At 61.9% G+C, this 24,317-nt stretch carries 26 protein-coding genes; 17 read left to right on the top strand and 9 right to left on the bottom strand.

Features of this window, described 5'->3' with window-relative positions:
• Nucleotide 1: 1 nt before the first annotated feature.
• The 4 genes from A6U98_RS24250 to deoA all read left to right on the top strand — a co-directional run bounded on the left by A6U98_RS24250 (nucleotide 2) and on the right by deoA (nucleotide 3,388).
• Nucleotides 2–391 carry a cytidine deaminase gene (locus A6U98_RS24250; protein ID WP_003555864.1) on the top strand — a complete coding sequence of 130 codons (390 nt, stop codon included), beginning with the start codon at nucleotides 2–4 and terminating at the stop codon, nucleotides 389–391.
• Nucleotides 388–1,188: a purine-nucleoside phosphorylase gene (locus tag A6U98_RS24245; RefSeq protein WP_064653469.1), complete on the top strand. Its 801-nt coding sequence runs from the start codon at nucleotides 388–390 to the stop codon at nucleotides 1,186–1,188. Before A6U98_RS24250 ends, A6U98_RS24245 begins: the two co-directional genes overlap by 4 nt.
• A 114-nt stretch (nucleotides 1,189–1,302) precedes the next feature.
• A complete protein-coding gene (gene deoC / locus A6U98_RS24240; protein WP_064653468.1) occupies nucleotides 1,303–2,079 on the top strand; it encodes a deoxyribose-phosphate aldolase in 777 nt (258 codons plus the stop codon).
• A 1-nt stretch (nucleotide 2,080) separates the two neighbouring features.
• Nucleotides 2,081–3,388: a thymidine phosphorylase gene (gene deoA / locus A6U98_RS24235; protein ID WP_064653466.1), complete on the top strand. Its 1,308-nt coding sequence runs from the start codon at nucleotides 2,081–2,083 to the stop codon at nucleotides 3,386–3,388.
• Between the two features lie 6 nt (nucleotides 3,389–3,394).
• Here the strand turns inward: deoA and A6U98_RS24230 are convergent, their stop codons facing one another.
• The 7 genes from A6U98_RS24230 to A6U98_RS24200 all read right to left on the bottom strand — a co-directional run bounded on the left by A6U98_RS24230 (nucleotide 3,395) and on the right by A6U98_RS24200 (nucleotide 8,954).
• Nucleotides 3,395–3,964, bottom strand: coding sequence for a TIGR02281 family clan AA aspartic protease (locus A6U98_RS24230; protein WP_064653464.1), 570 nt, complete (start codon nucleotides 3,962–3,964; stop codon nucleotides 3,395–3,397).
• 125 nt (nucleotides 3,965–4,089) lie between these two features.
• Nucleotides 4,090–4,719, bottom strand: coding sequence for a uracil phosphoribosyltransferase (gene upp, locus A6U98_RS24225; RefSeq protein WP_003544477.1), 630 nt, complete (start codon nucleotides 4,717–4,719; stop codon nucleotides 4,090–4,092).
• A gap of 106 nt (nucleotides 4,720–4,825) precedes the next feature.
• Entirely contained in the window at nucleotides 4,826–5,794 is a 969-nt protein-coding gene (locus tag A6U98_RS24220; protein WP_064653462.1) for an adenosine deaminase, read from the bottom strand.
• Nucleotides 5,791–7,011 (bottom strand): phosphopentomutase, encoded by a 1,221-nt coding sequence (locus tag A6U98_RS24215; RefSeq protein WP_064653460.1) that lies wholly within the window; start codon nucleotides 7,009–7,011, stop codon nucleotides 5,791–5,793. Before A6U98_RS24215 ends, A6U98_RS24220 begins: the two co-directional genes overlap by 4 nt.
• 206 nt (nucleotides 7,012–7,217) lie before the next feature.
• The gene (locus A6U98_RS24210) at nucleotides 7,218–7,799 is read right to left on the bottom strand and encodes a TadE/TadG family type IV pilus assembly protein (protein WP_064653458.1); all 582 of its coding nucleotides are present in this window, start codon (nucleotides 7,797–7,799) and stop codon (nucleotides 7,218–7,220) included.
• Nucleotides 7,799–8,434 carry a TadE/TadG family type IV pilus assembly protein gene (locus A6U98_RS24205; RefSeq protein ID WP_064653457.1) on the bottom strand — a complete coding sequence of 212 codons (636 nt, stop codon included), beginning with the start codon at nucleotides 8,432–8,434 and terminating at the stop codon, nucleotides 7,799–7,801. Before A6U98_RS24205 ends, A6U98_RS24210 begins: the two co-directional genes overlap by 1 nt.
• A 115-nt stretch (nucleotides 8,435–8,549) precedes the next feature.
• Complete coding sequence (locus A6U98_RS24200) at nucleotides 8,550–8,954, bottom strand: pilus assembly protein N-terminal domain-containing protein (protein ID WP_064653455.1); 405 nt, start codon at nucleotides 8,952–8,954, stop codon at nucleotides 8,550–8,552.
• Between the two features lie 380 nt (nucleotides 8,955–9,334).
• Between A6U98_RS24200 and A6U98_RS24195 the strand changes: the two genes are divergently transcribed.
• The 10 genes from A6U98_RS24195 (at nucleotide 9,335) to A6U98_RS24150 (ending at nucleotide 19,090) form a co-directional block, all read left to right on the top strand.
• The gene (locus A6U98_RS24195) at nucleotides 9,335–9,520 is read left to right on the top strand and encodes a Flp family type IVb pilin (RefSeq protein WP_064653453.1); all 186 of its coding nucleotides are present in this window, start codon (nucleotides 9,335–9,337) and stop codon (nucleotides 9,518–9,520) included.
• Between the two features lie 123 nt (nucleotides 9,521–9,643).
• On the top strand, nucleotides 9,644–10,156 hold the full coding sequence (locus A6U98_RS24190) for a prepilin peptidase (RefSeq protein WP_064653451.1): 513 nt from the start codon (nucleotides 9,644–9,646) through the stop codon (nucleotides 10,154–10,156).
• A 110-nt stretch (nucleotides 10,157–10,266) separates the two neighbouring features.
• Nucleotides 10,267–11,082: a Flp pilus assembly protein CpaB gene (cpaB, locus tag A6U98_RS24185; RefSeq protein ID WP_064653450.1), complete on the top strand. Its 816-nt coding sequence runs from the start codon at nucleotides 10,267–10,269 to the stop codon at nucleotides 11,080–11,082.
• Between the two features lie 11 nt (nucleotides 11,083–11,093).
• Complete coding sequence (locus tag A6U98_RS24180; RefSeq protein WP_064653448.1) at nucleotides 11,094–12,593, top strand: type II and III secretion system protein family protein; 1,500 nt, start codon at nucleotides 11,094–11,096, stop codon at nucleotides 12,591–12,593.
• Nucleotides 12,590–13,342 (top strand): CpaD family pilus assembly protein, encoded by a 753-nt coding sequence (locus tag A6U98_RS24175; RefSeq protein ID WP_064653446.1) that lies wholly within the window; start codon nucleotides 12,590–12,592, stop codon nucleotides 13,340–13,342. Before A6U98_RS24180 ends, A6U98_RS24175 begins: the two co-directional genes overlap by 4 nt.
• A 14-nt stretch (nucleotides 13,343–13,356) precedes the next feature.
• Nucleotides 13,357–14,634, top strand: coding sequence for a CpaE family protein (locus A6U98_RS24170; RefSeq protein ID WP_064653444.1), 1,278 nt, complete (start codon nucleotides 13,357–13,359; stop codon nucleotides 14,632–14,634).
• A gap of 132 nt (nucleotides 14,635–14,766) precedes the next feature.
• Nucleotides 14,767–16,242, top strand: coding sequence for a CpaF family protein (locus tag A6U98_RS24165; protein ID WP_064653442.1), 1,476 nt, complete (start codon nucleotides 14,767–14,769; stop codon nucleotides 16,240–16,242).
• Between the two features lie 5 nt (nucleotides 16,243–16,247).
• Nucleotides 16,248–17,255 carry a type II secretion system F family protein gene (locus tag A6U98_RS24160; RefSeq protein ID WP_064653441.1) on the top strand — a complete coding sequence of 336 codons (1,008 nt, stop codon included), beginning with the start codon at nucleotides 16,248–16,250 and terminating at the stop codon, nucleotides 17,253–17,255.
• 15 nt (nucleotides 17,256–17,270) lie between these two features.
• Nucleotides 17,271–18,257: a type II secretion system F family protein gene (locus A6U98_RS24155; protein ID WP_064653440.1), complete on the top strand. Its 987-nt coding sequence runs from the start codon at nucleotides 17,271–17,273 to the stop codon at nucleotides 18,255–18,257.
• 200 nt (nucleotides 18,258–18,457) lie between these two features.
• Complete coding sequence (locus A6U98_RS24150) at nucleotides 18,458–19,090, top strand: LysE family translocator (RefSeq protein ID WP_064653438.1); 633 nt, start codon at nucleotides 18,458–18,460, stop codon at nucleotides 19,088–19,090.
• Nucleotides 19,091–19,139: 49 nt separating this feature from the next.
• On the opposite strand, the gene A6U98_RS24145 is transcribed toward A6U98_RS24150, so the two are convergent.
• Nucleotides 19,140–19,976 carry a tetratricopeptide repeat protein gene (locus A6U98_RS24145; RefSeq protein ID WP_064653436.1) on the bottom strand — a complete coding sequence of 279 codons (837 nt, stop codon included), beginning with the start codon at nucleotides 19,974–19,976 and terminating at the stop codon, nucleotides 19,140–19,142.
• A 144-nt stretch (nucleotides 19,977–20,120) separates the two neighbouring features.
• On the opposite strand from A6U98_RS24145, the gene A6U98_RS24140 reads away from it, so the two are divergent.
• The 3 genes from A6U98_RS24140 to A6U98_RS24130 all read left to right on the top strand — a co-directional run bounded on the left by A6U98_RS24140 (nucleotide 20,121) and on the right by A6U98_RS24130 (nucleotide 22,900).
• Nucleotides 20,121–21,533, top strand: coding sequence for a M17 family metallopeptidase (locus A6U98_RS24140; RefSeq protein ID WP_064653434.1), 1,413 nt, complete (start codon nucleotides 20,121–20,123; stop codon nucleotides 21,531–21,533).
• Between the two features lie 147 nt (nucleotides 21,534–21,680).
• Nucleotides 21,681–22,031, top strand: a complete 351-nt coding sequence (locus A6U98_RS24135) for a MarR family winged helix-turn-helix transcriptional regulator (protein WP_064653432.1) — start codon at nucleotides 21,681–21,683, stop codon at nucleotides 22,029–22,031.
• Between the two features lie 11 nt (nucleotides 22,032–22,042).
• Nucleotides 22,043–22,900 (top strand): NlpC/P60 family protein, encoded by an 858-nt coding sequence (locus A6U98_RS24130; protein ID WP_064653430.1) that lies wholly within the window; start codon nucleotides 22,043–22,045, stop codon nucleotides 22,898–22,900.
• Here A6U98_RS24130 and A6U98_RS24125 read toward each other — a convergent pair whose 3' ends face one another.
• A complete protein-coding gene (locus tag A6U98_RS24125; RefSeq protein ID WP_064653429.1) occupies nucleotides 22,901–24,292 on the bottom strand; it encodes an amidase in 1,392 nt (463 codons plus the stop codon).
• Nucleotides 24,293–24,317: the final 25 nt, after the last annotated feature.

Below are 24,317 nucleotides of genomic sequence, written 5' to 3'. Positions count from 1 at the left end.
TATGTCTCACGATCTGTTCGAAGCCGCCCGTGGCGCCATGGCCTTTGCCCACGCGCCCTATTCGAAATTCCCGGTTGGCGCCGCGATCCGCGCCGAGGACGGCAAGGTCTATACCGGCGCCAACATCGAAAACCTCTCCTTTCCGCAAGGATGGTGCGCCGAGCCGACGGCGATCAGCGCCATGATCATGGGCGGCGCGAAGAAGATCGTCGAAATGGCGGTCATTGCCGAGAAGCTGCCGCTCTGCCCACCCTGCGGCGGCTGCCGTCAGAAGATCTCCGAATTCGCCTCCAAGGAGACGAAGATCTACCTCTGCGATGAGGCCGGCGTGAAGAAGACCATGACGATGGAAGAGCTTCTTCCCTTCAGCTTTGAGACCGAACTCGGATGAAGGCGACGGTCAGCCTGCTCGCCGCATTGCTCGGCGGCATCAACCCGCGCCACGGCATCGTGCTCGGCTCCGGTCTCGGTTCCCTCGTCGGAGAGCTGGAAGGCGCCGTGCGTGTTCCCTATCGCGACCTGCCGGGCTTTCCCGTCAGCGCCGTCTCGGGCCATGCAGGCGAAGTCGTCGCCGGCCGCCTCGGCGGCGTGCCTGTCGTCATGCTCTCCGGCCGCGTGCATTATTACGAGAAGGGCGATGCCAACGCCATGCGCCTGCCGATCGAGGTGCTGAAGGCGCTCGGCGTCGAGGCGCTGATCCTGACCAATTCGGCGGGATCGCTACGCGACGACATGCCGCCCGGTTCGGTGATGCAGATCACCGATCACATCAACTATTCCGGCATGAACCCGCTGATCGGCGAGGAAAGCGATCACCGTTTCGTCGGCATGACCAATGCCTATGATGCGGGGCTTGCCGCGGCGATGCAGAGGGCAGCGGCAAAGCTTAAAATCGAGCTGGCGCAGGGTGTCTATATGTGGTTCTCCGGTCCAAGCTTCGAAACGCCGGCCGAAATCCGCATGGCGCGCATCCTTGGCGCCGATGCCGTCGGCATGTCGACGGTGCCCGAGGTCATCGTCGCAAGAATGCTGGGTCTAAGGGTTGCAGCCGCCTCCGTTATCACCAACTATGGGGCAGGCATGACCGGCAATGAGCTCAGCCATGAAGAAACCAAGGACATGGCGCCCATCGGCGGCGCCCGTCTCGCCGCCATTTTGAAAGACATGATTGCGGCTGGAGCAGCATGATTTTAGGCCGGTTCGGCCTAAAATCTGAATCCGGTTCGCAATTAAATAGTTAGAGCGTGATGTCGTCCGAAAACCGCTCACACTTTTCGGCATCATGCTCGAGAGGAAGCGAAGATGAATAGCCATTCCAACCGGGAGACGGCGGCTGTCGCCCTTTCTCTTCTCGATCTTACCAATTTGAGGGATGATTGCACCGAGGCGCAGATCGACGCGCTCTGCGCCCGTGCGCAGACGCCCTACGGCAGCAGCGCTGCAATCTGCATCTGGCCGCGGTTCGTCGCTCAGGCCCGCAATATCCTTGGCACCGCGCACGCCGTGCGTATCGCGACCGTCGTCAACCTTCCCTCTGGCGATATGGAAGTCGCCGATGTCGCCGCTGAAGCCCGCGAGGCGATTGCCGATGGCGCCGATGAGATCGATCTGGTCATCCCCTACCGCAAGCTGCTCGCCGGCAATGAGAAGGCGGTGACCGACATGGTCAAGGCCGTGCGCGCCGAATGCACCGGCCCCGTCCTGCTGAAGGTCATCATCGAGACTGGCGAGCTGAAGGATGCCGCATTGATCCGCCGTGCCTCCGAACTCGCCATCGAAGCCGGCGCCGATTTCATCAAGACCTCCACCGGCAAGGTCGCCGTCAACGCGACGCTCGAGGCCGCCGACATCATGATCCGCGCTATCCGCGAAAGCGGCCGCAAGGTCGGCTTCAAGCCGGCCGGCGGTATCGGCTCGGTGGCAGATGCCGCACTCTATCTGAGCCTTGCCGAAACCATCATGACACCGGACTGGGCGATGCCGTCGACGTTCCGCTTCGGCGCTTCCGACCTGCTCGACGATATCCTGTCTGTTCTGAGCGGAACACAGTCGGCGCCGGCTGCGGCGTCGAGCTACTGAAATGATTCCGCAGGAGATCATTCGGCGTAAGCGCGATGGCGACGAACTCGACGCCGCCGATATCAGGTCCTTCATTGCGGCACTCGCTGCCGGTCGATTGTCGGAAGGCCAGATCGGCGCATTCGCCATGGCTGTCTGGTTCAAGGGCATGTCGCGGGCCGAGACCGTGGCTTTGACGCTGGCGATGGCCGATTCCGGCGACAGGCTGCAATGGGCCGATATCGACCGCCCGATCGTCGACAAACATTCGACCGGCGGCGTCGGCGACAATGTTTCGCTGATGCTGGCGCCGATCGCCGCAGCTTGCGGCCTCGCCGTTCCGATGATCTCCGGGCGCGGCCTCGGCCATACCGGCGGCACGCTGGATAAGCTCGAATCCATTCCCGGCTATAGGATCACCCCGGATGCGGACCTGTTCCACAAGGTCGTGAAGGAGGCGGGATGCGCCATCATCGGTCAGACCGGCACCTTGGCGCCCGCCGACGGCAGGCTCTATGCCGTGCGCGATGTGACCGCCACCGTCGATTCCATTCCCCTCATCACCGCCTCTATCCTCTCGAAGAAACTTGCGGCCGGGCTCGAGACGCTGGTGCTCGACGTCAAGGTTGGCAACGGCGCCTTCATGGCCGATCGCGGCCAGGCGGAGATCCTGGCGCGGTCGCTGGTCGAGGTGGCCAATGGAGCAGGCGTGAAGACCTCGGCCCTGATCACCGACATGAACCAGCCGCTTGCCGATAGTGCCGGCAATGCCGTCGAGATGCGCAACTGCCTGGATTTTCTGACAGGCAGGAAAAGAGACACGCGGCTTGATATCGTCGTTTTCGCCTTCGCTGCCGAGATGCTGGTGAAATCCGGCGTTGCCGCTTCCTCTGATGAAGCCGAGAAGATGGCGCGTCAGGCCCTGTCATCGGGAAAGGCGGCCGAGGTCTTCGCGCGGATGGTGTCGATGCTCGGCGGCCCGGCCGATCTCATCGAAAACCCCGACCGATACCTGGCCAGGGCGCCGGTCGCAAAGCCTGTTCCGGCCGTCCGGTCCGGCTGGCTTGCCGCCTGCGATGCGCGTGGTATCGGCGTCAGCGTCATCGATCTCGGCGGCGGAAGACGCCATCCAGCCGACCGGATCGACCATCGCGTCGGCTTTTCCGAACTCCTGCCGCTCGGCACCCGCGTCAATGCCGGCGAACCGATCGCGCTGGTTCACGCCGCCGACGAAGCGGCGGCGGAGAGGGCGGCTGCGGCAATTGCCGCGCACTACCGCATTAGCGAGGAAAAGCCGGAGCTGACACCGGTGATTGCGGGCCTGATCTGATGCAGTTTACTGCTTGAGGCTGAGCGAACCATCGGCGACGGAATAGGAGGCGAGCTTCTGCAGGAAGCTCATGCCCACCAGCGTCGTCGTCAGCGCATCGTCCTTCAGGACGAAGGCTTCGACCTCACGTACGCGAATACCGCCGATCTCGACGCGATCGAGCGTCACATGCGCTGCCTTCGTCTGGCCGTTCGCGGTGTTCACCCCATAGCGGAAATCGAGCTGGTTGGCCGTGAAGCCCAGCCGGCGGGCGAGCGTCTCGTTGAGGGCCACATAGGTGGCGCCGGTATCGATCAGGCCCTGCACCGGCTTGCCGTTGATCTTGAAGCTGCCGGTATAGTGGCCCTGTGCATCGGCCTGCAGGCGGATCGTATTGCTGCTGTAGATCGGCTCCGGTGCGACCGGCTGCTCGGTTTCGGTCGATACGTAATTGGCGGAGAGAGCGTCAGCAGGCAGCTGGCTGGTGCCTCCGAAGAAGGAAGGCACCTGTGTGGCGAGCACCGCGGCGATGCTGGCGAATAGGACGGTACGCACGAGCATGAAACAGAAATCCTTCCTGTATAAACCCGGCTTCATGCAGGGCCTCATGCTCCAAGCTTGCTAAACCTCAAGTCCTGATAAGTTGCTAATGTCGACGCCAAAAGGCCCGGAATGAACCTCCGGGCCGTAAAGTCCTTCGATTTGGTAAAGGAAGGCTGAAATTACTTGGTGCCGTACATGCGGTCGCCAGCATCGCCGAGGCCGGGCATGATATAGCCCTTCTCATTGAGATGACTATCGATCGATGCGGTGAAGACCGGAACATCGGGATGCGCGGCGCGGAAGTTGCGGATGCCTTCCGGGGCGGCAAGCAGGCAGAGGAAGCGGATATTGTGGGCGCCGCGTTCCTTGAGCTTGTCGATCGCTGCGATCGAGGAGTTGCCGGTCGCAAGCATCGGGTCGACGACGATGATCAGCCGTTCGGCCACGTCCTCCGGCGCCTTGAAGTAATATTCGACCGGCTGCAGCGTCTCGTGGTCGCGGTAGACGCCGATATGCGAGACGCGGGCGGACGGCACGAGATCGAGCATGCCTTCGAGCAGCCCGTTGCCGGCGCGCAGGATCGAGGCGAAGACCAGCTTCTTGCCCTCTAGGATCGGCGATTCCATCGTTTGCAGCGGCGTCTCGATCGTTTCCATTGTCAGTTCGAGATCGCGGGTCACCTCGTAGCAGAGCAGCGTCGAGATTTCGCGCAGCAGGCGCCGGAAACTTCCCGTCGATGTCTCCTTGCGCCGCATGATGGTGAGCTTGTGCTGCACAAGCGGATGATCGATGACTGTGACGCCGTCCATGGGGAAGCCTTTCATTCTTTCTATCGAATGTTTCTTTCACGGAAATCGGCCCGACCGCAAGAGTGGCGGTCAATTTGTGCCGATCATCCCCAATCTCCGGAGTCTTTTAAAGGCGGGCGAGCAAAGTCATTCGTGTCTCATCGTCGACGAAGGCGGCCTCGATCGCCGTGCGCGTCATGGCATCGATCTCGGCGTTGCTGAAGCCGAAGGTCCCGGCCGCAAGTTCGTATTCCCGCTTGAGCGAAGTATGAAAGAAAGGCGGATCGTCCGAGCTGATCGTCACCCGCACGCCTGCGTCTTTCAGCCGGCGCAGCGGATGGGACGTGAAATCGGGAAAGACCCCGAGCGCGATATTGGAGCCCGGGCAGATCTCGAGCACGGTGCCGAGATCGGCAAGCCGCTTCACCAGATCGGGATCCTCGACGGCGCGCACGCCATGGCCGATGCGCGAGGGGCGCACCGCATCGAGCGCGTCGGCGACGCTGAAGGCGCCGCAGACCTCGCCGGCATGGATGGTGAGCCCGAGGCCGGCATCGCGGGCGATATCGAAGGCGCGGGCATAGTCGGCCACACGGCCCATGCGCTCTTCGCCGGCAAGGTTGAACCCGGTAATCAGAGGGTTACCGGCCTTTGCCGCATATTCGGCAGCACCAATCACGCTCTCCGGACCGAAATGCCGCTCGCCGGTGACGATCAGCCGGGCCTCGATGCCGCTCTTTTCCTTGGCCCGCCGGATGCCTTCGCAGATACCCGATATATAGGCATCGGCGCCTAGCCCGATGCGCTTGCCGTGGTCGGGCGAAACGATGAGCTCGCTGTAGATCGTATCGATGCCGGCGAGTTCGTCGAGGTAGGTTTCGGTCAGAAGTGCATAGTCCTCCTCGGTTTTGTAGACTTCGGAAACCTTGTCGTAACATTCGAGGAAGCTTGCGAAATCATGCCAGACATAGGCGCCGTCGCGAAGCTCAGCGCTGATGTCGACGCCGTATTTCCGTGCCTGCGCCGCGGTCAGCGCCGGCGGTGCCGCACCCTCCAGATGGCAGTGCAGTTCGACCTTCTTCAAATGCGATGTCACAGAAAACTCCTTCCGTGCGGTCCGGCCGGGATGCCGAGATGCCGGGCGATGCTCTCGCCGATATCGGCATAGCTGCGGCGCACGCCGATCGAACGCGACCGGATGCCGGGGCCATAAGCGATGACAGGCACGCGCTCGCGCGTATGGTCCGTGCCGCGCCAGGTCGGATCGCAGCCATGATCGGCGGTGAGCACGACGAGATCGCCGGGCTTCAGTTTCTTGTGGACTTCGGGCAAGCGCGCATCGAAGGCTTCGAGTGCTGCGGCATAACCCGGCACGTCGCGGCGATGACCGTAGATCATGTCGAAATCGACGAAATTGGTGAAGACGAGATCGCCGTCTTCAGCCTCGTCGATCGCCGAGAGCGAGGTATCCATCAGCGCCTCGTTGCCATTCGCCTTGATGACCCTGGAAATGCCCTGATGCGCGAAGATGTCGCCGATCTTTCCGACAGCATGCACGTGTCGGCCGTGCTCGATCAGCCGATCGAGCAGCGTCGGCTCCGGCGGCAGCACGGAAAAGTCGCGCCGGTTTCCGGTGCGCTGGAAAGTCGAGGCGGACTGGCCAATAAAGGGTCGGGCGATGACGCGGCCGATATTGTAGGAATCGAGCAGCCCCCGGGCCAAACCGCAGAAGGCGAGCAGACGATCGAGGCCGAAATGCACCTCATGCGCTGCGACCTGGAAGACCGAATCCGAGGAGGTATAGCAGATCGGCTTGCCGGTGCGGATATGTTCCTCGCCGAGCCGGGCGATGATCTCCGTTCCCGAAGCATGGCAATTGCCGAGGATGCCGGGCACGTCAGCCTCCCTGCATAGCGTCTCGATGAATTCGGCAGGAAAGGCGTCGCCCTCTGTCGGGAAGTAACCCCAATCGAAACTGACAGGTGTTCCCGCGATCTCCCAATGGCCCGACGGCGTATCCTTGCCGCGGGAGATTTCGGTGGCGGCGCCATAAATACCGTAGACCTTTTCCGGGACGGGCATGCCGGCCGGAAACCGGCCGGAGACGGACCGGGCGATGTGCATCAGCCCGAGTTCCGACATGTTGGGCAGGGAAAGCGGCCCTTCGCGCAACCCGGCGCGGTCTGCGGCTCCGGCTGCGCAGAACTCGGCGATATGGCCGAGCGTATCGGCGCCCTCGTCGCCATAAGCCGCCGCATCCGGCGCTCCGCCGACACCGAAGGAATCCAGAACGAAAAGAAAGGCACGCGCCATTTTACACCCGAGAGAGCCGATCGCCGGCCTCTGCAAAGTCGGAGGCGGCTGAGATCCAGCCATATAATGCTGCGGCCGGCTTGGCAAATTTACAGCGCCGTGCGTCTTTTTCAGACGCGCAAAGGACGCTGTAACACTTTGAATTTCCGCATAACTCCCCAATCGATTTGGATTAAGGGAGTTATGTAGAAGAGCGGGAAGTGCCGTCAGCAGTCGCCGCAGGGGATCGAGTCGCCTTGCCGCTGGCGGTAGAAATAATTGCGGCTGATGGTGATCGTGCGCATGCCGTCCGGCATGAAGTTCGGCGCGAACAGGAACATCGTATAGGGGATGCTGAGCTCGGTACGGACCAGGAAGCTGTTCGCGGTCTTCATGTCGGACGGCACGTCGCTCACCGCGGCGTTCTTGGCATAGGGCACCGTCCCATCTTGAGCCCAGGACCAGAGCACTTTCGCATTGGCGCCAGCGTCGATGCTAATCCCGGTGATCTTCATCGTCAGCGACGTCGTGTTGTAGGGCAGGAAGATTGCGTTTGCGACCGATGGCATTTGCGCAAGCGCACTCTTGGTGACGGATTGCTGCTGGGTGACGAGGTCGGCCACCGTTCCTGCGGCGCGTGTCACCCGCTTGCTGACGCTAAGGCCGACCGTAATCTCGAAAGCGCCGATATAGAGCATGACGAGCACGGGAAAGAGGATCGCGAATTCGATCGCTCCGGCGCCCTTGCGGTCGCGGGCCAGCCGCCGCAGCGTCAGGACCAATCTGGTGAACGGGTTGCGCAACGCCATTATGGATACTGCTCGTTCTGGAAGGCCGCAGTCGCGACGATCAGATATTGCCTCGGCATCGAAGCGTCGGTGGGACGTATGGTGGTGATGTAAGGCCGGACCAGGTCCGCGGTGATTTCCCAGCGATAGTAAGCGCGCAGCATGTTGATCATGCCGGCGCCGCCCGGCGCATATTTGAAGGCCGCCGTGTTGATGTCGGCATATTTGTCGGTGGAAACCTTGGGGATCGTGGTCGGAATGGCCGAAAATGTGCTGAACGTCTGCACATCCAGGTAAAGCTTGCTCGGCGTGGCGACTTCGGTCGCCGAGCAGCGGATCAGGATCGAGATCTCATCGCAGAAAGCCTGGCGGAATTGCGCCTGGTTCATGTCGGTCGTGCGGCCGAGATTATAGGTGATCTGCCCGGTTCGCATCCGGCGGCTCATCGTATCGACGGCATTGGAGACGAGTTCCTCGGCGGCGAAGGCGACGAAAGTTTCCAGGATTGCGAAAATCACCAAGAAATAGGGAATGGCAAGCAGCGCGAATTCGATCGCCGCAGCACCCTCGCGTGAGCGGGCGAGAGCGGGAAACCGTAAGAAACGGAACGGCGCAAAAGCGCGCCCCTTATCCGTCTTCTGATCAATTACCGTCATTGCCTGGACCCGAGCGACATTTTCCAGTCGTCAGACTAAGGTCCGTTCGTTGATTTTCCGTTTCAACCTGACACGACGATTTTAACGAATGGTCGAGGAATTTGAAAAGAGAGCGTTAGGGTGAGCCGGCGGTCGCTTGCTGCGCATGCTGCTCGCAGTTCGGCGTGCAGGATAGCACGGAGCGCTGGGTCTGCCGGTAGACGCGCACCGTATTGCCCTCGTCGATCGACACCAGGATGCGTTCGTCGAGGATCGCGTTGCCGTCGGCATCGAGGAGGACCAGATTGGTGGTGCCGAAGCTGCGTCCCGTGAGCACGATGGTCTTGGCATCGGCCACGGTCGCATCGGCGACTGCGGCATTGCCAACAATCACCTTGCTGACAGGGCGATCGAGCTTCAGGACGCGCGCGTGATCCATGTAGACGCGCAACATGTCATCGTCTGCGGCCGCGGACACTCCCGAAATACCGAAAACGGCGATCATGCCGGCAAAGAAAATGGTTTTGCCGCTCGATGACATTGGGTCCTCTTTCACGATCACAGCGCAATATGCGCATAGAATGGAAAAAAATGGTGAACGAAGCCTTAAGCCTACCGTGCTGTTTCAGGATGAAGCGTAATGCTCCGATTTGACACGCTCCCTGGACGGCGCACGCCTCGGCTGGAAGCGGAATTTGTGCTATTTCCGGATGAATGCAGCGATTATTCCCGGAATATTGTTAAATATTGAGGTAAGCGCGTAAGAAAATACTGACTCTACAAAGGCCTGTTGTCTCGTTCACATGGCGTTAACTCTTTTCCTTAAGCCGATGGAAACGGCCATTCGCTAGGTTGCAGTCATCCGATCAACGGCAAACAGTTGGCGGACGTGCTGAACATCAACTGGAGTTAGGAGTAACCATGACCAAGCTTTTTAGCCGTTTTCTGAAGGACGAATCCGGCGCGACCGCAATCGAATACGGCCTGATCGCCGCCCTCATTTCCGTAGCGCTCATCACCGGTGCAACGGCACTCGGCAACAATATCGGCAACACATTCACCAACCTGAGCGGCAAGATGAGCACCGCGGCCACTGCGGCCAAGTAACGATAGGCGCCGACGCGGCGTCTGCTTAATGCTGGTCGGATTTAATCTGGCCGATCTATAGAGCGGGCTCACAGGCTGAACGGCCGTGAGCCTTTTCGCATCAAGTCACGATCGGGTATACGCATGATCGCAGCTGCAGTCTTTGTGATACTGCCACTCTGCCTTGCCATGGCGGCTTTCTCGGATCTGTTCACCATGACGATCCCGAACCGCATTTCCGTGATCCTGATCGCCTCTTTCCTCGTCCTTGCGCCATTCTCCGGCTTGGGACTGGAAATGATCGGCATGCATCTTGCCGGCGCCGCCATCGTCTTCAGCGCCTGCTTTGCTCTTTTCGCCTTCAATGTGATGGGCGGCGGCGATGCCAAGCTGTTGAGCGCCACCGCGCTCTGGTTCGGTCTGAATGAATCGCTGCTTTTGCTGATGACCGATGTCGCCGCGATCGGCGGTCTTATCACCTTGCTCATCCTGCTGGTGAGAACGCAGTCCAATACCATCCTCGCCATCGGGCTACCGGTACCGAACTCGGTTCTGCTCGCCAAGAAGATCCCCTACGGCATCGCCATCGCCATCGGCGGCTTCATGGCCTTTCCTTCCTCGCCGCTGTTCCTCGCGGCGCTGGAAAGCCTGAAATAACGGCATTTTAAATGCCCGTTAACTTAAAATGTAAGCATTCCATTAACCATAATTATACCAATTGCTGAGCATTCTACAGGGCGAACATGTCGTGCCTTGAGGAATGATCGATGAAACCGGCCCGCCTTATAATCCTAGCTGTCGCCGTGGTGGCAGCCGGCCTTGCCGGCCTCCTGGCAATGCAAATGGCGGGCAGTGGCGGTGTCGTTACCCAGGTCCGCTCGGTCGTCGAGAAGGAACCGACTGTCAACGTCCTCGTCTCAAGCGCCAATCTGGCGGTTGGCGAAAGGGTGAGCGATCAGTCGGTGCATTGGATGGCCTGGCCGCAGGGCGGCGTCGTTCCCGGCCTCATCACCGAAGCCGACAAGCCCGATGCGATCAAGGATCTGCAGGGCGCCGTCGTGCGTCTCCCGATCTTCGAAGGCGAACCGATCCGGCCGGAAAAGATCGCCGATTCCAGCAGCCGCATCCTCTCCTCGTTGCTGCCGGCCGGCAAGCGCGCCGTCGCGACCGAGATATCGGTGGCAACCGGTGCGGGCGGTTTCATCCTGCCGAATGATCGCGTCGACGTCATCATGGTCCGCAAGGGCGCTGAGGCCGACAAGCTCATCACCGAAACGGTGCTGAGCAATGTCCGCGTCCTCGCCATAGACCAGCAGATCCAGGAAAAGGATGATGGCTCGAAATCTGTGGTCGGCACGACCGCGACGCTCGAGCTCACCCCTGATCAAACGAAGGTTCTCGCGGTCGCCCAGCAGATGGCGGACCGGCTGTCGCTCGCGCTTCGCTCAGTCGCCGATGCGCAGGAGCAGGATACCAGCGCCGCCGACTATTTGCTGAGCGGCGACAACGGCAGTGCGATCATCCAGGTTATCAAATCGGGCGCCATCGTCACGGATGGCGGCGCCGCGCCGAAGGCGGAGTAAGGGACGTGCAAATGGGCAATTCAACGCGGCGCGCCGGACCTCTCTTGACAGGTTGCCTTTCGCTGGCAATCGGCGTCTCCGGTATGGTGCCGGCCCCTTTCGCCCCACTTTTCGGAGCAGGCGAGGCGCACGCCGATTCCGATAGCCTGGTCCGGATCTCGCAGACCGGCTCCAATGCTCATCGCCGGCTGAAGCTCGGGCTAAACAAGGCCGTCGTCGTCGATCTGCCGGAGGATGCGCACGATATCCTCGTCTCCGATCCGACCATGGCCGATGCCGTGACCCGCACGTCGCGGCGCATCTACCTGTTCGGCAAGAAGGTCGGCCAGACCAATATTTTCGTCTTCGGCGCCGGTGGACAGGAAATCGTCAATCTCGACATCGAGATCGAGCGCGACGTCTCCGGCCTCGAAGTCAATCTCCGCCGCTTCATTCGCGACTCCAACATCAACGTCGAAATCGTCTCCGACAACATCGTGCTGACTGGCACCGTGCGCACGCCGCAGGATGCCACACAGGCCGCCGATCTGGCGCAGGTCTTCCTGAAGGGCGGCGAGGCGACGACCAGAACCGAAACGGCATCCGGCACCGGCGGTGACAGCTCGGTGGCGCTCTTTGCCGAAGGTCGCCAGAGCTCGCAGGTCGTCAACCTTCTGCAGATCGAGGGCGAGGACCAGGTCACCCTCAAGGTAACGATCGCCGAGGTTCGCCGCGAGGTGCTGAAGCAGCTCGGCTTCGACAATCTGGTTTCCAATTCCTCCGGCATGACGGTCGCCCAGCTCGGCAGTCCGAACGCCGACAGCGCGACAGCGACGGTCGGCGGCGGCTTGGCGGCGCTCTTCAAGAGCTCGATCGGCAAATACGACATCTCCACCTACCTCAACGCGCTGGAACAGGCCAAGGTCGTCAAGACGCTCGCCGAGCCGACGCTGACGGCGATATCGGGCCAGGCCGCGACCTTCAATTCCGGTGGCCAGCAGCTTTATTCGACGACCGACAACGACGGCAACGTCACCGTCGTGCCGTTCAACTACGGTATCAACCTCGCCTTCAAGCCGGTCGTGCTGTCATCGGGACGCATCAGCCTGCAGATCAAGACCAATGTCTCCGAACCGGTGGCCGGCAGCGGCAACGCCACCTATCAGCGCCGTTCGGCGGAGACCTCAGTGGAACTGCCTTCAGGCGGTTCGATTGCGCTGGCCGGCCTCATCCGCGACAATGTTTCCCAGACGATGGGCGGCACGCCCGGCGTCTCGAAGATCCCGCTGCTCGGGACGCTCTTCCGCCAGAAAGGTTTTGAGCGTCAGGAAACCGAGCTCGTCATCATCGCAACGCCCTATCTGGTGCGTCCGGTGGCGCGCAACCAGCTCAACCGGCCGGACGACAATTTCAGCCCTGAGAATGACGGTGCAACCTTCTTCCTCAACCGCGTCAACAAGGTCTATGGCCGCCGCGAGGCGCCCGTCGCCGACGCACAGTTCCACGGCTCGATCGGGTTTATCTACAAATGAGCGGGGCACGATCGGCAGCAATGGCAGAAAACAGAGATCAGGCGATGGCCCATATGAATGCGACGACACCCTGCCTTGGAATCTTGAAGGCGCTTTTTGCCACGGTCGCGATTTCGGTGGCGATACTTTCCGGATGCGCCGGCCCGCATGACCAGCTGACGACCGGCGGCATTCCGGACGATTACCGTGCCCGCCACCCGATCATCGTCACGGAAGCGGAGCAGACGGTGGATATACCCGTCGCCTCCACCGATCGCCGCCTGACCATCGCCCAGCGCGACCTCATCCGCGGCTTTGCCGCAAACTACATCTCGCGCGCCTCGGGCCCGGTCTACGTGCTGTCGCCGCAAGGCTCGCCCAATTCGGCGGCAGCCTATCAGCTGCGCAATCAGGTCCGTGCCGAGCTGACATCGAGGGGGATCGCAAGCTCGAAAATCGTCAACACCTCCTATGCCGCGGTCGGTCCCGGCGATGCGGCGCCGATCCGGCTGAGCTTTACCGGCACCACCGCGGTCACCACGCAATGCGGTCAGTGGCCGAAGGACATATCGAACGATTTGACCAACCAGAACTACTATAATTTCGGCTGCGCCTCGCAGAACAACCTTGCCGCCCAGATCGCCAATCCGGAGGATCTGGTGGCGCCCCGCGGCATGACCCCGATCGATGCGCAGCGGCGCAACAATGCGATCCAGGAATACCGGACGACGACGACGACGATCGAAGATGCCAGCGACAGCGGATTCTGAGGCGGAACGGAACGATGAGCGCGATCGAATACGAAATCAGGAATCCCAGCGAGCTTCGCAATGCCGAGGAGGCGGTGCGCATGGCGGATCTGGAAAACATGCGGCCGCTGCCGCGCATCTCCGTGCATGCCTTCTGCGAGAGCGAGGCCCTGCAGCATGTCATGGAACGCTGCGCCAATGATCGGCGCGTCGCGAAAGTCAGCATGCGCATCACCAGCGGCGGCATCGCCGCTGCCGCCAATATGTTTTCCGGCGCCCCGACGCCGAACCTCATCATCCTTGAGACCAAGGCGAATGCCGCGAACTTGCTCGGCGAACTCGCGCCACTCGCCGCCGTCTGCGATCCGACGACCAAGGTCGTCATTATCGGCTATTACAACGATATCGGGCTTTATCGCGAGCTCATCCGCAACGGGATTTCCGAATATATGGTCCAGCCCGTCGCCATGCCTGATATCCTTACGGCGATGGCCTCGATCTTTGTCGATCCAGACGCCGAGCCGCTCGGCCGCAGCATCGCCTTCATCGGCTCGAAGGGCGGCACCGGCGCTTCGACCATTGCGCATAATTGCGCCTTCGGCATTTCCAATCTCTTCTCCACCGAGACGATCCTCGCCGATCTCGACCTGCCCTATGGCACGGCGAACATCGACTTCGACCAGGATCCGGCCCAGGGCATCGCCGAAGCGGTCTTCGCACCCGATCGTCTCGACGAGGTCTTCCTCGACCGCCTGCTGACGAAATGCTCCGAGCATCTGTCGCTGCTTGCCGCACCCTCGCTGCTCGACCGTGCCTATGATTTTGACGGCCAGGCGTTCCAGCCGGTGCTCGATGTCCTGCAGCGCAGCGCGCCCGTCACCGTGCTCGATGTTCCGCATACATGGTCGGAATGGACGCGCTCGGTGCTGTCGAGCGTCGACGAGGTGGTCATCGCGGCGGTTCCCGATCTCGCCAATCTGCGCAACGCCAAGAACATGCTGGACGCGCTGCGCAAGATGCGGCCGAACGACAGGCCGCCGCATCTCATCCTCAATCAGGTCGGCATGCCGAAACGGCCGGAGATCTCGCCGTCGGATTTCTGTGAGCCGCTGGAGATCGATCCGATCGCGATCATCCCCTTCGACATCAATCTTTTCGGCAACGCCGCCAATAGCGGCCGGATGATTTCCGAAGTCGACCCGAAGTCGCCGACGGCGGAAACCTTTTCGCAGATATCGCATATCGTCACCGGCCGTGTCGCGATCAAGAAGGCGAAGAAGGGCGGTCTGCTGGGCCTCCTGAAGCGCAAGTAGACGATGAGCAATTCCAGCAAAACTGTGCAGCGGTTTTGCGTCCGGAATTGCGTGAAAGCAAAAAGACAGAGCATTTCCGTGACTCGGAGAGATCGGGAAATGCTCTAGAACGAGCAGATTGGATCGAGTGGCATGTTTGGAAAACGCGGAAACGAAGGTTCCGGAAAGGTCGGAGGGGCGATTGCTCCGCCGCCGCCGGTTCCGGCCGCCGCCCCTGCGGCCTCTTCCCCCTCCATTCTGGTCGAACCCTCGCGCGACTCCGCACGCCAGCAGGTGACGCCACCGCCGATGCAGACGCCGCAGCGCAAGCGCCCGGCCCGCACTGATGAATATTACGACACCAAGGCGCAGGTCTTTTCAGCGCTGATCGACACGATCGATCTCTCGCAGCTCTCCAAGCTCGACGGCGAAAGTGCGCGCGAGGAAATCCGCGACATCGTCAACGACATCATCACCATCAAGAACTTTGCGATGTCGATCTCCGAGCAGGAAGAACTGCTCGAGGATATCTGCAACGACGTCCTCGGTTACGGCCCGTTGGAGCCGTTGCTCGCGCGCGACGATATCGCCGACATCATGGTCAACGGCGCCGGCCAGACTTTCATCGAAGTCGGCGGCAAGACGATCGAATCGGAGATCCGCTTCCGCGACAATGCGCAGCTTCTCTCGATCTGCCAGCGCATCGTCAGCCAGGTCGGCCGCCGTGTCGACGAATCGAGCCCGATCTGCGACGCCCGCCTACCGGATGGTTCGCGCGTCAACGTCATCGCGCCGCCGCTGTCGATCGACGGGCCGGCGCTCACCATCCGCAAGTTCAAGAAGGACAAGCTGACGCTCGATCAGCTCGTCCGTTTCGGCGCGATCACCCCGGAAGGCGCAACCGTGCTGCAGATCATCGGGCGCGTGCGCTGCAATGTCGTCATTTCAGGCGGCACCGGCTCGGGCAAAACCACGCTTCTGAACTGCCTCACCAACTATATCGACAGGGACGAACGCGTCATCACCTGCGAGGATACCGCCGAACTGCAGCTGCAGCAGCCGCATGTCGTCCGTCTCGAAACGCGCCCGCCGAATATCGAAGGCGAGGGCGAGATCACCATGCGCGATCTGGTCAAGAACTGCCTGCGCATGCGTCCCGAGCGCATCATCGTCGGCGAAGTGCGCGGACCGGAGGTGTTTGACCTGCTGCAGGCGATGAATACCGGTCACGACGGCTCGATGGGCACCATCCACGCCAACACGCCCCGCGAATGCCTGAGCCGTATCGAATCGATGATCGCCATGGGCGGCTTCACCCTGCCGGCAAAGACGGTGCGCGAGATCATTTCAAGCTCGGTCGACGTCGTCATTCAGGCGGCACGCCTTCGTGATGGTTCACGCCGCATCACCCAGATCACCGAGGTGATCGGCATGGAAGGCGACGTCATCATCACCCAGGACCTGATGCGTTACGAGATCGAAGGCGAGGATGCGAACGGCCGCCTGATCGGCCGGCACATGTCGACCGGCGTCGGCAAGCCGCATTTCTGGGATCGCGCCCGCTACTTCAACGAGGAAAAGCGTCTTGCCGCCGCCCTCGATGCGATGGAAGCGAAAACGAAGGAATAGGCGAGATGTTCGGGTTCGATCCGATAGTGTTGGCAATCGTCGTCCTCGCCGCCGTCTCCGCGGCGGCGGTCGCCTATGCGCTGTTGTTTTCGAAGATCGAGGCCGACAAGAAATCGGCAAGCCGCATCAATCGCGTCAAATCGGCCGAAAGCGACCGGATCAAGGTCAAGGCCGCCCGTGACCGGGTGCAAGAGCTGTCGAAGCGCCGTAAATCGGTGCAGGACAATCTGAAGGATCTGGAAAAGCGCCAGCACGAAAAGACCAAGAAGACCGTGTCGATGAAATCGCGGCTGATGCAGGCCGGCTTGACGATCACGGCGGCGAAATTCTATCTCATCAGCGCCGTCTTCGCCTCCGTGCTGCTGCTTGTCGCTTTGGTCGTCGGCGCATCGTTGATGGTCATGGTCGGTATCGCCGTCGTTGCCGGTCTCGGTCTGCCGCGTTGGGTCGTCGGCTTCCTGATCAAACGCCGCCAGACCAAATTTTTGAACGAGTTCCCCAATGCGCTTGACGTCATCACGCGCTCGATCAAATCAGGCCTGCCGCTCAACGATGCGATCCGCCTTATCGCGACCGAAGGCACCGAGCCTGTCAAGAGTGAGTTCCTGCGGGTGATCGAGGCGCAGCAGGTGGGCCTCAGCATTCCCGACGCCTGCGCCCGCATGACGATCCACATGCCGCTCCAGGAAGTCAACTTCTTCGCCATCGTCATCGCCATCCAGTCGCAGGCCGGCGGAAATCTGTCGGAAGCGATCGGCAACCTCTCCAAGGTGCTGCGCGAGCGCAGGAAGATGAAGGCCAAGGTCCAGGCGCTCTCGATGGAAGCCAAGGCGTCGGCCGTCATCATCGGGGCTCTGCCCTTCATCGTCGCGACCCTCGTCTACATGACGTCGCCGAACTACATGATGATCCTTTTCACCGATCCGCGCGGCCATTTCATTATGGGTGTCTCGGCGATCTGGATGTCGATCGGCATCTTCGTCATGCGCAACATGGTCAATTTTGACATCTAGCCGGAAGGAAGCACCATGTCGCAGGATCTTGCCGCAACGCTGACCAATCCGAGCATGCTGATCGCCCTTCTCGTCGCGATCGCCGTCTTCGCCACTTTTTACACGATTGCCGTTCCCTTCTTCGAGCGCGGCGATCTGAACAAGCGCATGAAGGCTGTTTCCACCGAGCGCGAGCAGATCCGTGCTCGCGAACGCGCCCGCATGAACACGGAAACCGGCGCCGGCAAGGCCTCGCTCAGGAGCCAGAACAACCGCTCGGTCCGTCAGATCGTCGAGCGCTTCAACCTGCGTAAGGCGCTGGTCGACGAAAACACGGTCAACAAGCTGCGTGCCGCCGGGTTTCGTTCGGAGAATGCGCTGAATACCTTCCTGGTAGCTCGTTTCCTGCTGCCTTTCCTTTTCCTGGCGCTAGCTGCCTTCTGGGTCTTCGGCCTCGGCAATCTCGCCGAAAAGGGCACGCCGATCCGCCTCTTCGCCGTCATCGGCGTCGGTTATCTCGGCTTCTACGCACCGAACATTTATATCTCCAACCTCATGGGTAAGCGCCAGCACTCGATCAAGCGCGCTTGGCCGGATGCGCTGGACCTGATGCTGATCTGCGTCGAATCCGGCATCTCGATCGAGGCCGCGATGCGCCGTGTGTCTGAAGAACTCGGCGAGCAGTCGCCGGCTCTCGCCGAGGAGATGGTGCTGACCACGGCCGAACTCTCATTCCTGCCCGATCGTCGCGTGGCGCTCGAAAATCTTGCCACGCGCACTCAGATCGAGCTGGTGCGTTCGGTGACTCAGGCGCTGATCCAGGCCGATCGCTACGGCACGCCGGTCGCGCAGGCGCTGCGCGTTCTCGCCCAGGAAGGGCGCGACGAGCGCATGAACGAAGCGGAAAAGAAGGCGGCCGCGCTGCCGCCGAAACTGACTGTGCCGATGATCCTGTTCTTCCTGCCGGTGCTGATCGCCGTCATTCTCGGTCCGGCCGGCATTCAGGTGGCGGACAAGTTCTGACGATTGCGCCGGCCCCGAAAAGCGGATGCCGCTTTCGGCAGAGACGCTGTTGCCTTCAAAGGCCGTCGGCCGATCGCGGCCTTCGAACACGCGTGACCGCCGCCGGCATAGCTGGTAAATGCGATGGACGACCATTGGCAAGCGCGCGGATGCAGCCACAGTGCCCCTGGCGCTCGTTCAATCCAAAAGAGAGGTCTCCGATGTCTTCTACCGGTATTTTCATCAGCATCATTGCAGCCTTGGCGGTCGGCGCGATGAGCCCCGGCCCGAGCTTCGTCGTCGTCTCCAGGATTGCCATCTCGCGTTCCAGGCTGGATGGCCTTGCGGCCGCACTCGGCATGGGCGTCGGCGGTGTCGTTTTTGCCGTGCTGGCGCTTGCCGGGCTGACGGCGCTGCTGTCTCAGTTTGAATGGCTCTATATCCTGCTGAAGGTCGCAGGCGGCGCCTATCTCGTCTATATCGCCGTCAATATCTGGAGGAGCGCCGGTCAGCCGCTCGAAGTCTCTGACGCCGTCAATGGCAACCGCGCGCTGAGATTGAGCTTCACGACTGCGCTGCTGACCCAACTCAGCAACCCGAAAACCATCATTGTCTATGCCAGCCTCTTTGCGGCACTTCTGCCGAGAACGGTGCCGCTCGATCTCATCGTCGCGCTGCCGCTCGGCGTGTTCGTCGTGGAGGCCGGGTGGTATTCGATCGTGGCCTTCGCCTTTTCGGCCCGCCACCCGCGGCGGATCTATCTTGCCGCCAAGAGCTGGATCGACCGCACCGCGGGTGCCGTCATGGCCGGCCTCGGCCTCCGGCTCATTCTCGCGGGCGTAAGTGATCGATAGGCTGGCGCGCGAGTGACTTCGGACGCTCTCATGCTCAGAGGAGATCCGGTCAGTTGGTATTGCTGCCGTCCGCTGCGCCAGGCGTCTTGTCCTTGGCGGCGAGTTTCTGCCAGGAATTCTGCTGCGAGAGCATTCCTCTGAGATAGGCGACATTGGCATCGGCCTGTTGCGGCGAAAGTTCGCGCCGGGCGATCTGCTCGGCTTCCGGGAAACGCCCCTGCAGACCGACGACCAAGGCAAGGTTCTGCCTGACGCGGCTGTCGGCTGTGGGCTGGCCGGCGGCGGAGCGCAGGTAGGTTTCGGCCGTGCGCAGATCGCCGGTCAGCACATAGGACATGCCGAGGTTGGAAAGGATGGAGGGCTCGTTCGGCTGGATGTCGAGCGCGTCGCGGTAGCGCTGCCGGGCATCGCTTGCCCGGCCCATCTGGTCGAGGATCGCGCCTTGGGCCGAGATCAGCTTCCAGTCCGGACGGTCCGGTGTCTGGGCGCGCCCGATCGTGTCGAGCGCCTGCTGAAACTGGCCGGCCGCCGCCTGCGCCTTGCCGTAGGCGGCCAGCACGTTGCGGTCGCCGGGATTGGCGATCGCCACCTGCTGCATGACGGCGAGCGCCTGCGTGTCGCGGCCGTTCATGCGCAGCAGATTGGCGTAGTTGACGCCGGTGACCGGATCGCGCGGGTTCTTTTCATAGGCCTGGCCGAGCCGGCCCGTCGCCGAGCGCAGTTCGGTCGCGTCCATCTCTTCGACCGGCTTGGTGAGTTTCGGCACCGAGCCCGTTGTCATCCGGTCCTTGGTCGTCGAGCAACCGGCAAGTGCCAAGACGAGCAACGTTGCCGCAGCGCCCTGCAGGATACGATTCGTAAATGTAGTGGTGAGCGAGGTAGGCATGACGCGTTCCTGGATTCCGAAATCGGCGCCTGACCTCGAAGCGGAACAGGGAAAGGTTTGACGCGTAATCTTCGCTCCAGCAATAGTCTGTTAACCCTAACAGACCGTTAAGGAACGATTCCTTACGACCGCCGAAGGACAATCATGGCCCCCTATCAGTTCATCGAGAGACCGACCCCTTTCAACGCGAAGGGCGGCTCGACGCTGCCGATCTTTGCCGTCACGCCTGCCCATATCGAAACCGGCACGATCGATCCGATCGCGCTCGATTGGGCGCGCAGGGCAGGCTACAAGGCTGAAAGCGGGTCGCTGCTGCTGATCCCGACGGCCGAAGGCCATCTAGGCGGCGCGCTTTACGGCCTCGGCACCAATCCATCCGAGCAGCCTTATATCACCGGCAGGCTCGCCCGTGCGCTGCCGGCCGGCGACTGGCACATCGAGACCGCGCCGCTGACGGCAAATCGCCTGGCCCTCGGCTTCGGGCTCGGCAGCTACCGTTTCGACCGCTACAAATCCGAAAAATCGCCGGCGGCGACGCTGATGATCCCCCGCGATGCCGACGCCGCCGACATCAAGCGCCAGCTCGCCGGCGTCTTTCTCGCCCGCGACCTCATCAATACGCCGACGAACGATATGGGGCCGAACCAGCTCGAGGCCGTTTTCCGTGGCCTGGCCGAACATTACAAGGCGGAGATATCGGTTATATCGGGCGACGACCTGCTCAAGCAGAACTTCCCGCTGGTCCATACTGTCGGCCGCGCCAGCGCCGACGCGCCGCGCCTTCTCGAGCTGCGCTGGGGCAAGAAGGGCCATCGCAAGGTGACGCTCGTCGGCAAGGGCGTCTGCTTCGATACCGGCGGTCTCGACATCAAGCCTGCCGCCTCCATGCTGCTGATGAAGAAGGACATGGGTGGCGCGGCAAATGTCATGGGGCTTGCCTTGATGATCATGGACGCCAAGCTGAAGGTCGACCTGCGCGTCATTGTCCCCGTCGTCGAAAACGCGATCTCGTCCAATGCCTTCCGGCCCGGCGACATCTACCGCAGCCGCAAGGGCCTAACCGTCCAGATAGACAATACCGACGCCGAAGGCCGTTTGATCCTTGCCGACGCGCTTGCCTATGCCGACGAGGAAGAGCCCGAGCTCTTGATCGACATGGCGACGCTGACCGGTGCTGCCCGCGTTGCCCTCGGTCCGGATCTCCCACCCTTCTTCACCGATGACGCCAATCTGGCGCATGACCTGACCGAATCGAGCCTGGAAACCGACGATCCGCTGTGGCGCCTGCCGCTCTATTCCGGCTACGAAAAGGATATCCGCACCAAGTTCGCCGACCTCACCAATGCACCGGCCGGCGGCATGGCGGGTGCGATCACTGCGGCCCTCTTCCTCAAGCGTTTCGTCAGCAAGGCGAAGAGCTGGGTGCATTTCGACATTTACGGCTGGGCTCCGTCCGAACGGCCGCATTCGCCGGGCGGCGGCGAGGCACAGGCGATCCGCGCGCTCTTTCACCATATCCGCGAAAGCTGCGTTGACCCCATACGCAAAAAAGGTTGAGGCGCGCCGCGTGTTCACGCGTTGCGCCCCGCTGCCGATCGTTAAAATTTTATTCACCTTACCGGGCGGCAATTCCCGGCAGCCCTTGCATATGCAGGGCAACTGCCGGAAAATGGAACGTTAGCGTAACGATCTTCCGGAGGGGCCGTGCCGATCGAACTGACCGCCTCCCAGGCGCTGGGGCTCTGGCATGGCGCGGCGCTCGATCAGGTCCGCCACGACGACCGCGATTTGACGTTGCGCCAGATGGCGATCCTGCTGCATATTTATCTGGTGCCGCCGCCGCACACGGTGCGCGGGCTTGCCGCCACGCTAGATGTCACCAAGCCGGTCATCACCCGCGCCTTGGACACGATGGGCGGGATGGGTCTGGTCGACCGCGTGCGCGACGATGCCGACCGGCGCAACGTGCTTATCAAGCGCACTGTCGACGGCGCGCTCTATCTGGAAAAGCTCGGCGATCTCATCCGAGATCAGGCCCGCCGGTTGCCGATCTGAAAGGAATGCGAATGACGATACTCGACCGCCGCCTGCATGCCTACAGGTCTGATCTCGCGGAAGCGGGGCTCGAAGGCAAGGTCGAGGCTTCGCGTTTTACTGAAGGCGCGCCCGCCCGCGTTGCCGTCCCGGTCGTGGCCCTGCGTCCCGAACCGGACCTTGCCCGCGGCATCGATACCGAACTGCTTCTCGGCGAGGACGTGACGGTTTTCGATCGCGCCGGTGGCTGGTGCTGGGTGAAAGCCGCCTCGGACGGTTATGTCGGTTATGTCGCGGCGGACGCGCTCCTGGAAGGCCGGCCGGCGCCGACCCATATCGTCACCGTGCAACGCTCCTTCGTCTATCCCGAACCGGAACTGCGTAAGCCCCACCAGGCGATCCTGTCGATGGGAAGCCGCGTTCATGTCGCCGGCGTGGCGGAAGCGCGCGGCAATCGCTATGTCGTGCTCGAGGACGGAACGGCGATCTTCGCCAAGCATGTCCAGCCGATCGGCGCCCTCGATGGCGCCGATTACGTGGAGGTCGTCGCCCGTTTCCTGGAAACGCCCTATCTCTGGGGCGGACGTTCCGGCCTCGGCATCGATTGCTCCGGCCTCGTCCAGCTGGCGATGCTGATGACGGGCAGAGCTGTGCCACGCGATACCGATATGCAGGCGGCGGGCCTCGGCCAGCCGATCGATCGCTCCGAAATCCGTCGTGGCGACCTGGTATTCTGGAATGGTCATGTCGCCGTCTTCGAAGATCCGGAAACCATTCTGCACGCCAACGGCCATAGCATGACGGTGGCGCGCGAGAATTTCGAGGCCGCGGTCGAGCGCATCGGCTGGCTCTACGAGCAACCGACCGGCTATCGCCGCCCGATCAGCTGATCAGCCGATCGGAGGCTGCGGCCAGGATCTCAATGTGCCCGTCCAATCCTCGAAGGCTTTCGACAGTCTGAGCACCCGCATGTCGTCGAAGCGTGGCCCGACGATCTGCAACCCGATCGGCATGCCTGAGCGGGAGAAACCGCAATTGATCGAGGCGGCCGGCTGCTCCGACATGTTCCACGGCACCGTGAAAGCGATATGTTCGAACGGCAGGGCCGGATCATTGGTCGGAGATGCCCATTCGGCCGGATAGGAGATGATCGGATTGGTCGGCGAAAGCAGGGCGTCGACCTCGGTGAAGAGCCGTCCGCAGCTCTTGCGCATCTCGATCGTCTGGTTGAAGCCTCTGACCGCATCGACGCCGCGGATGTCGGCGCCACCCTTCGCCCAATCCCTGATATAGGGCAAGATGCTGTCGCGCCGCTCCTCGTCGAGATCGGCAATATCGCCCCAGAGCCGGGATCGCCAGAAATTGTCGAGCCCATCCAGCATTGCGCGTGTCAGCACTGGCTGGACCGATAGAATGGTCGCGCCGGCCGCCTCGAACTGTTTCGCCGCCGTTTCGACCGCCCCCCTGATCTCGTCGTCCACCGCAAGCCCGCAGCCGGCATCGAGCATCAACCCGATCGTCATGCCCGACAGGTCGATGTCGAGATCCATCCAGTTGAAATCGTTCGGCGGCAGGCTGGTGCCGTCGCGCCAGTCCGGCCGTGACAGCGTCGCCATCGAAAAGGCCGCATCCTCGACTGTGCGCGCCATCGGCCCGACGCAGCGCCCGACATAATAGGGATCGGCCGGAATGCGGCCATGGCTTGGCTTGAAGCCGAAGATGCCGGTCCAGCCGGCGGGAAGGCGCACCGAGCCGCCGATATCGGTCCCGATATGCAGCGGTCCGTAACCGGCCGCTGCCGCTGCGGAAGCCCCGGCGCTCGATCCGCCGGGATTCTGCGTGGTGTTCCAGGGATTGCGGCTGAGAGGATGAAAGCTCGAAAGCCCGGAGGAAAGCATGCCGTAATCGGGGCAGGTGGTCTTGGCGAAGATCACCGCGCCGTCTTCCCGCAGCCGGGCCGCGGCCGGCGCGTCGGCCTCTGCCGGTTTGAGTTCCACTGCCCTTGTGCCTGATGGCACCGGTTGGCCCTTCGTGGCGATCAGTTCCTTCAGCGTCACCGGGATGCCGTCGAGGGGACCTAGCGTTTCTGCCTTCGCCCAGCGCTCCGTCGATGCTTTCGCCTGGGCGCGCGCCGATTCCGGATCGTAGAGGTAGAGCGCCGAAATCGACGGCTCCCAGGCGGCGATATGGTCTTCGAGGGCGAGCCAGTATTCGAGAGGGGAAAGGCTCTTATCGGTGAAACGCTGCCTGAGTTCGCGGATGGTGAGGTCGGTTTCGGTCATGGCATGGTCTTTCGGGCTTTTCGTC

The sequence above is a fragment of the Rhizobium sp. WYCCWR10014 genome (genome assembly GCF_001657485.1).
Taxonomy (GTDB): Bacteria; Pseudomonadota; Alphaproteobacteria; order Rhizobiales; family Rhizobiaceae; genus Rhizobium.
Note: the sequence above shows the minus strand (reverse complement) of the source record. Positions and strands in the feature narration are given on the sequence as shown.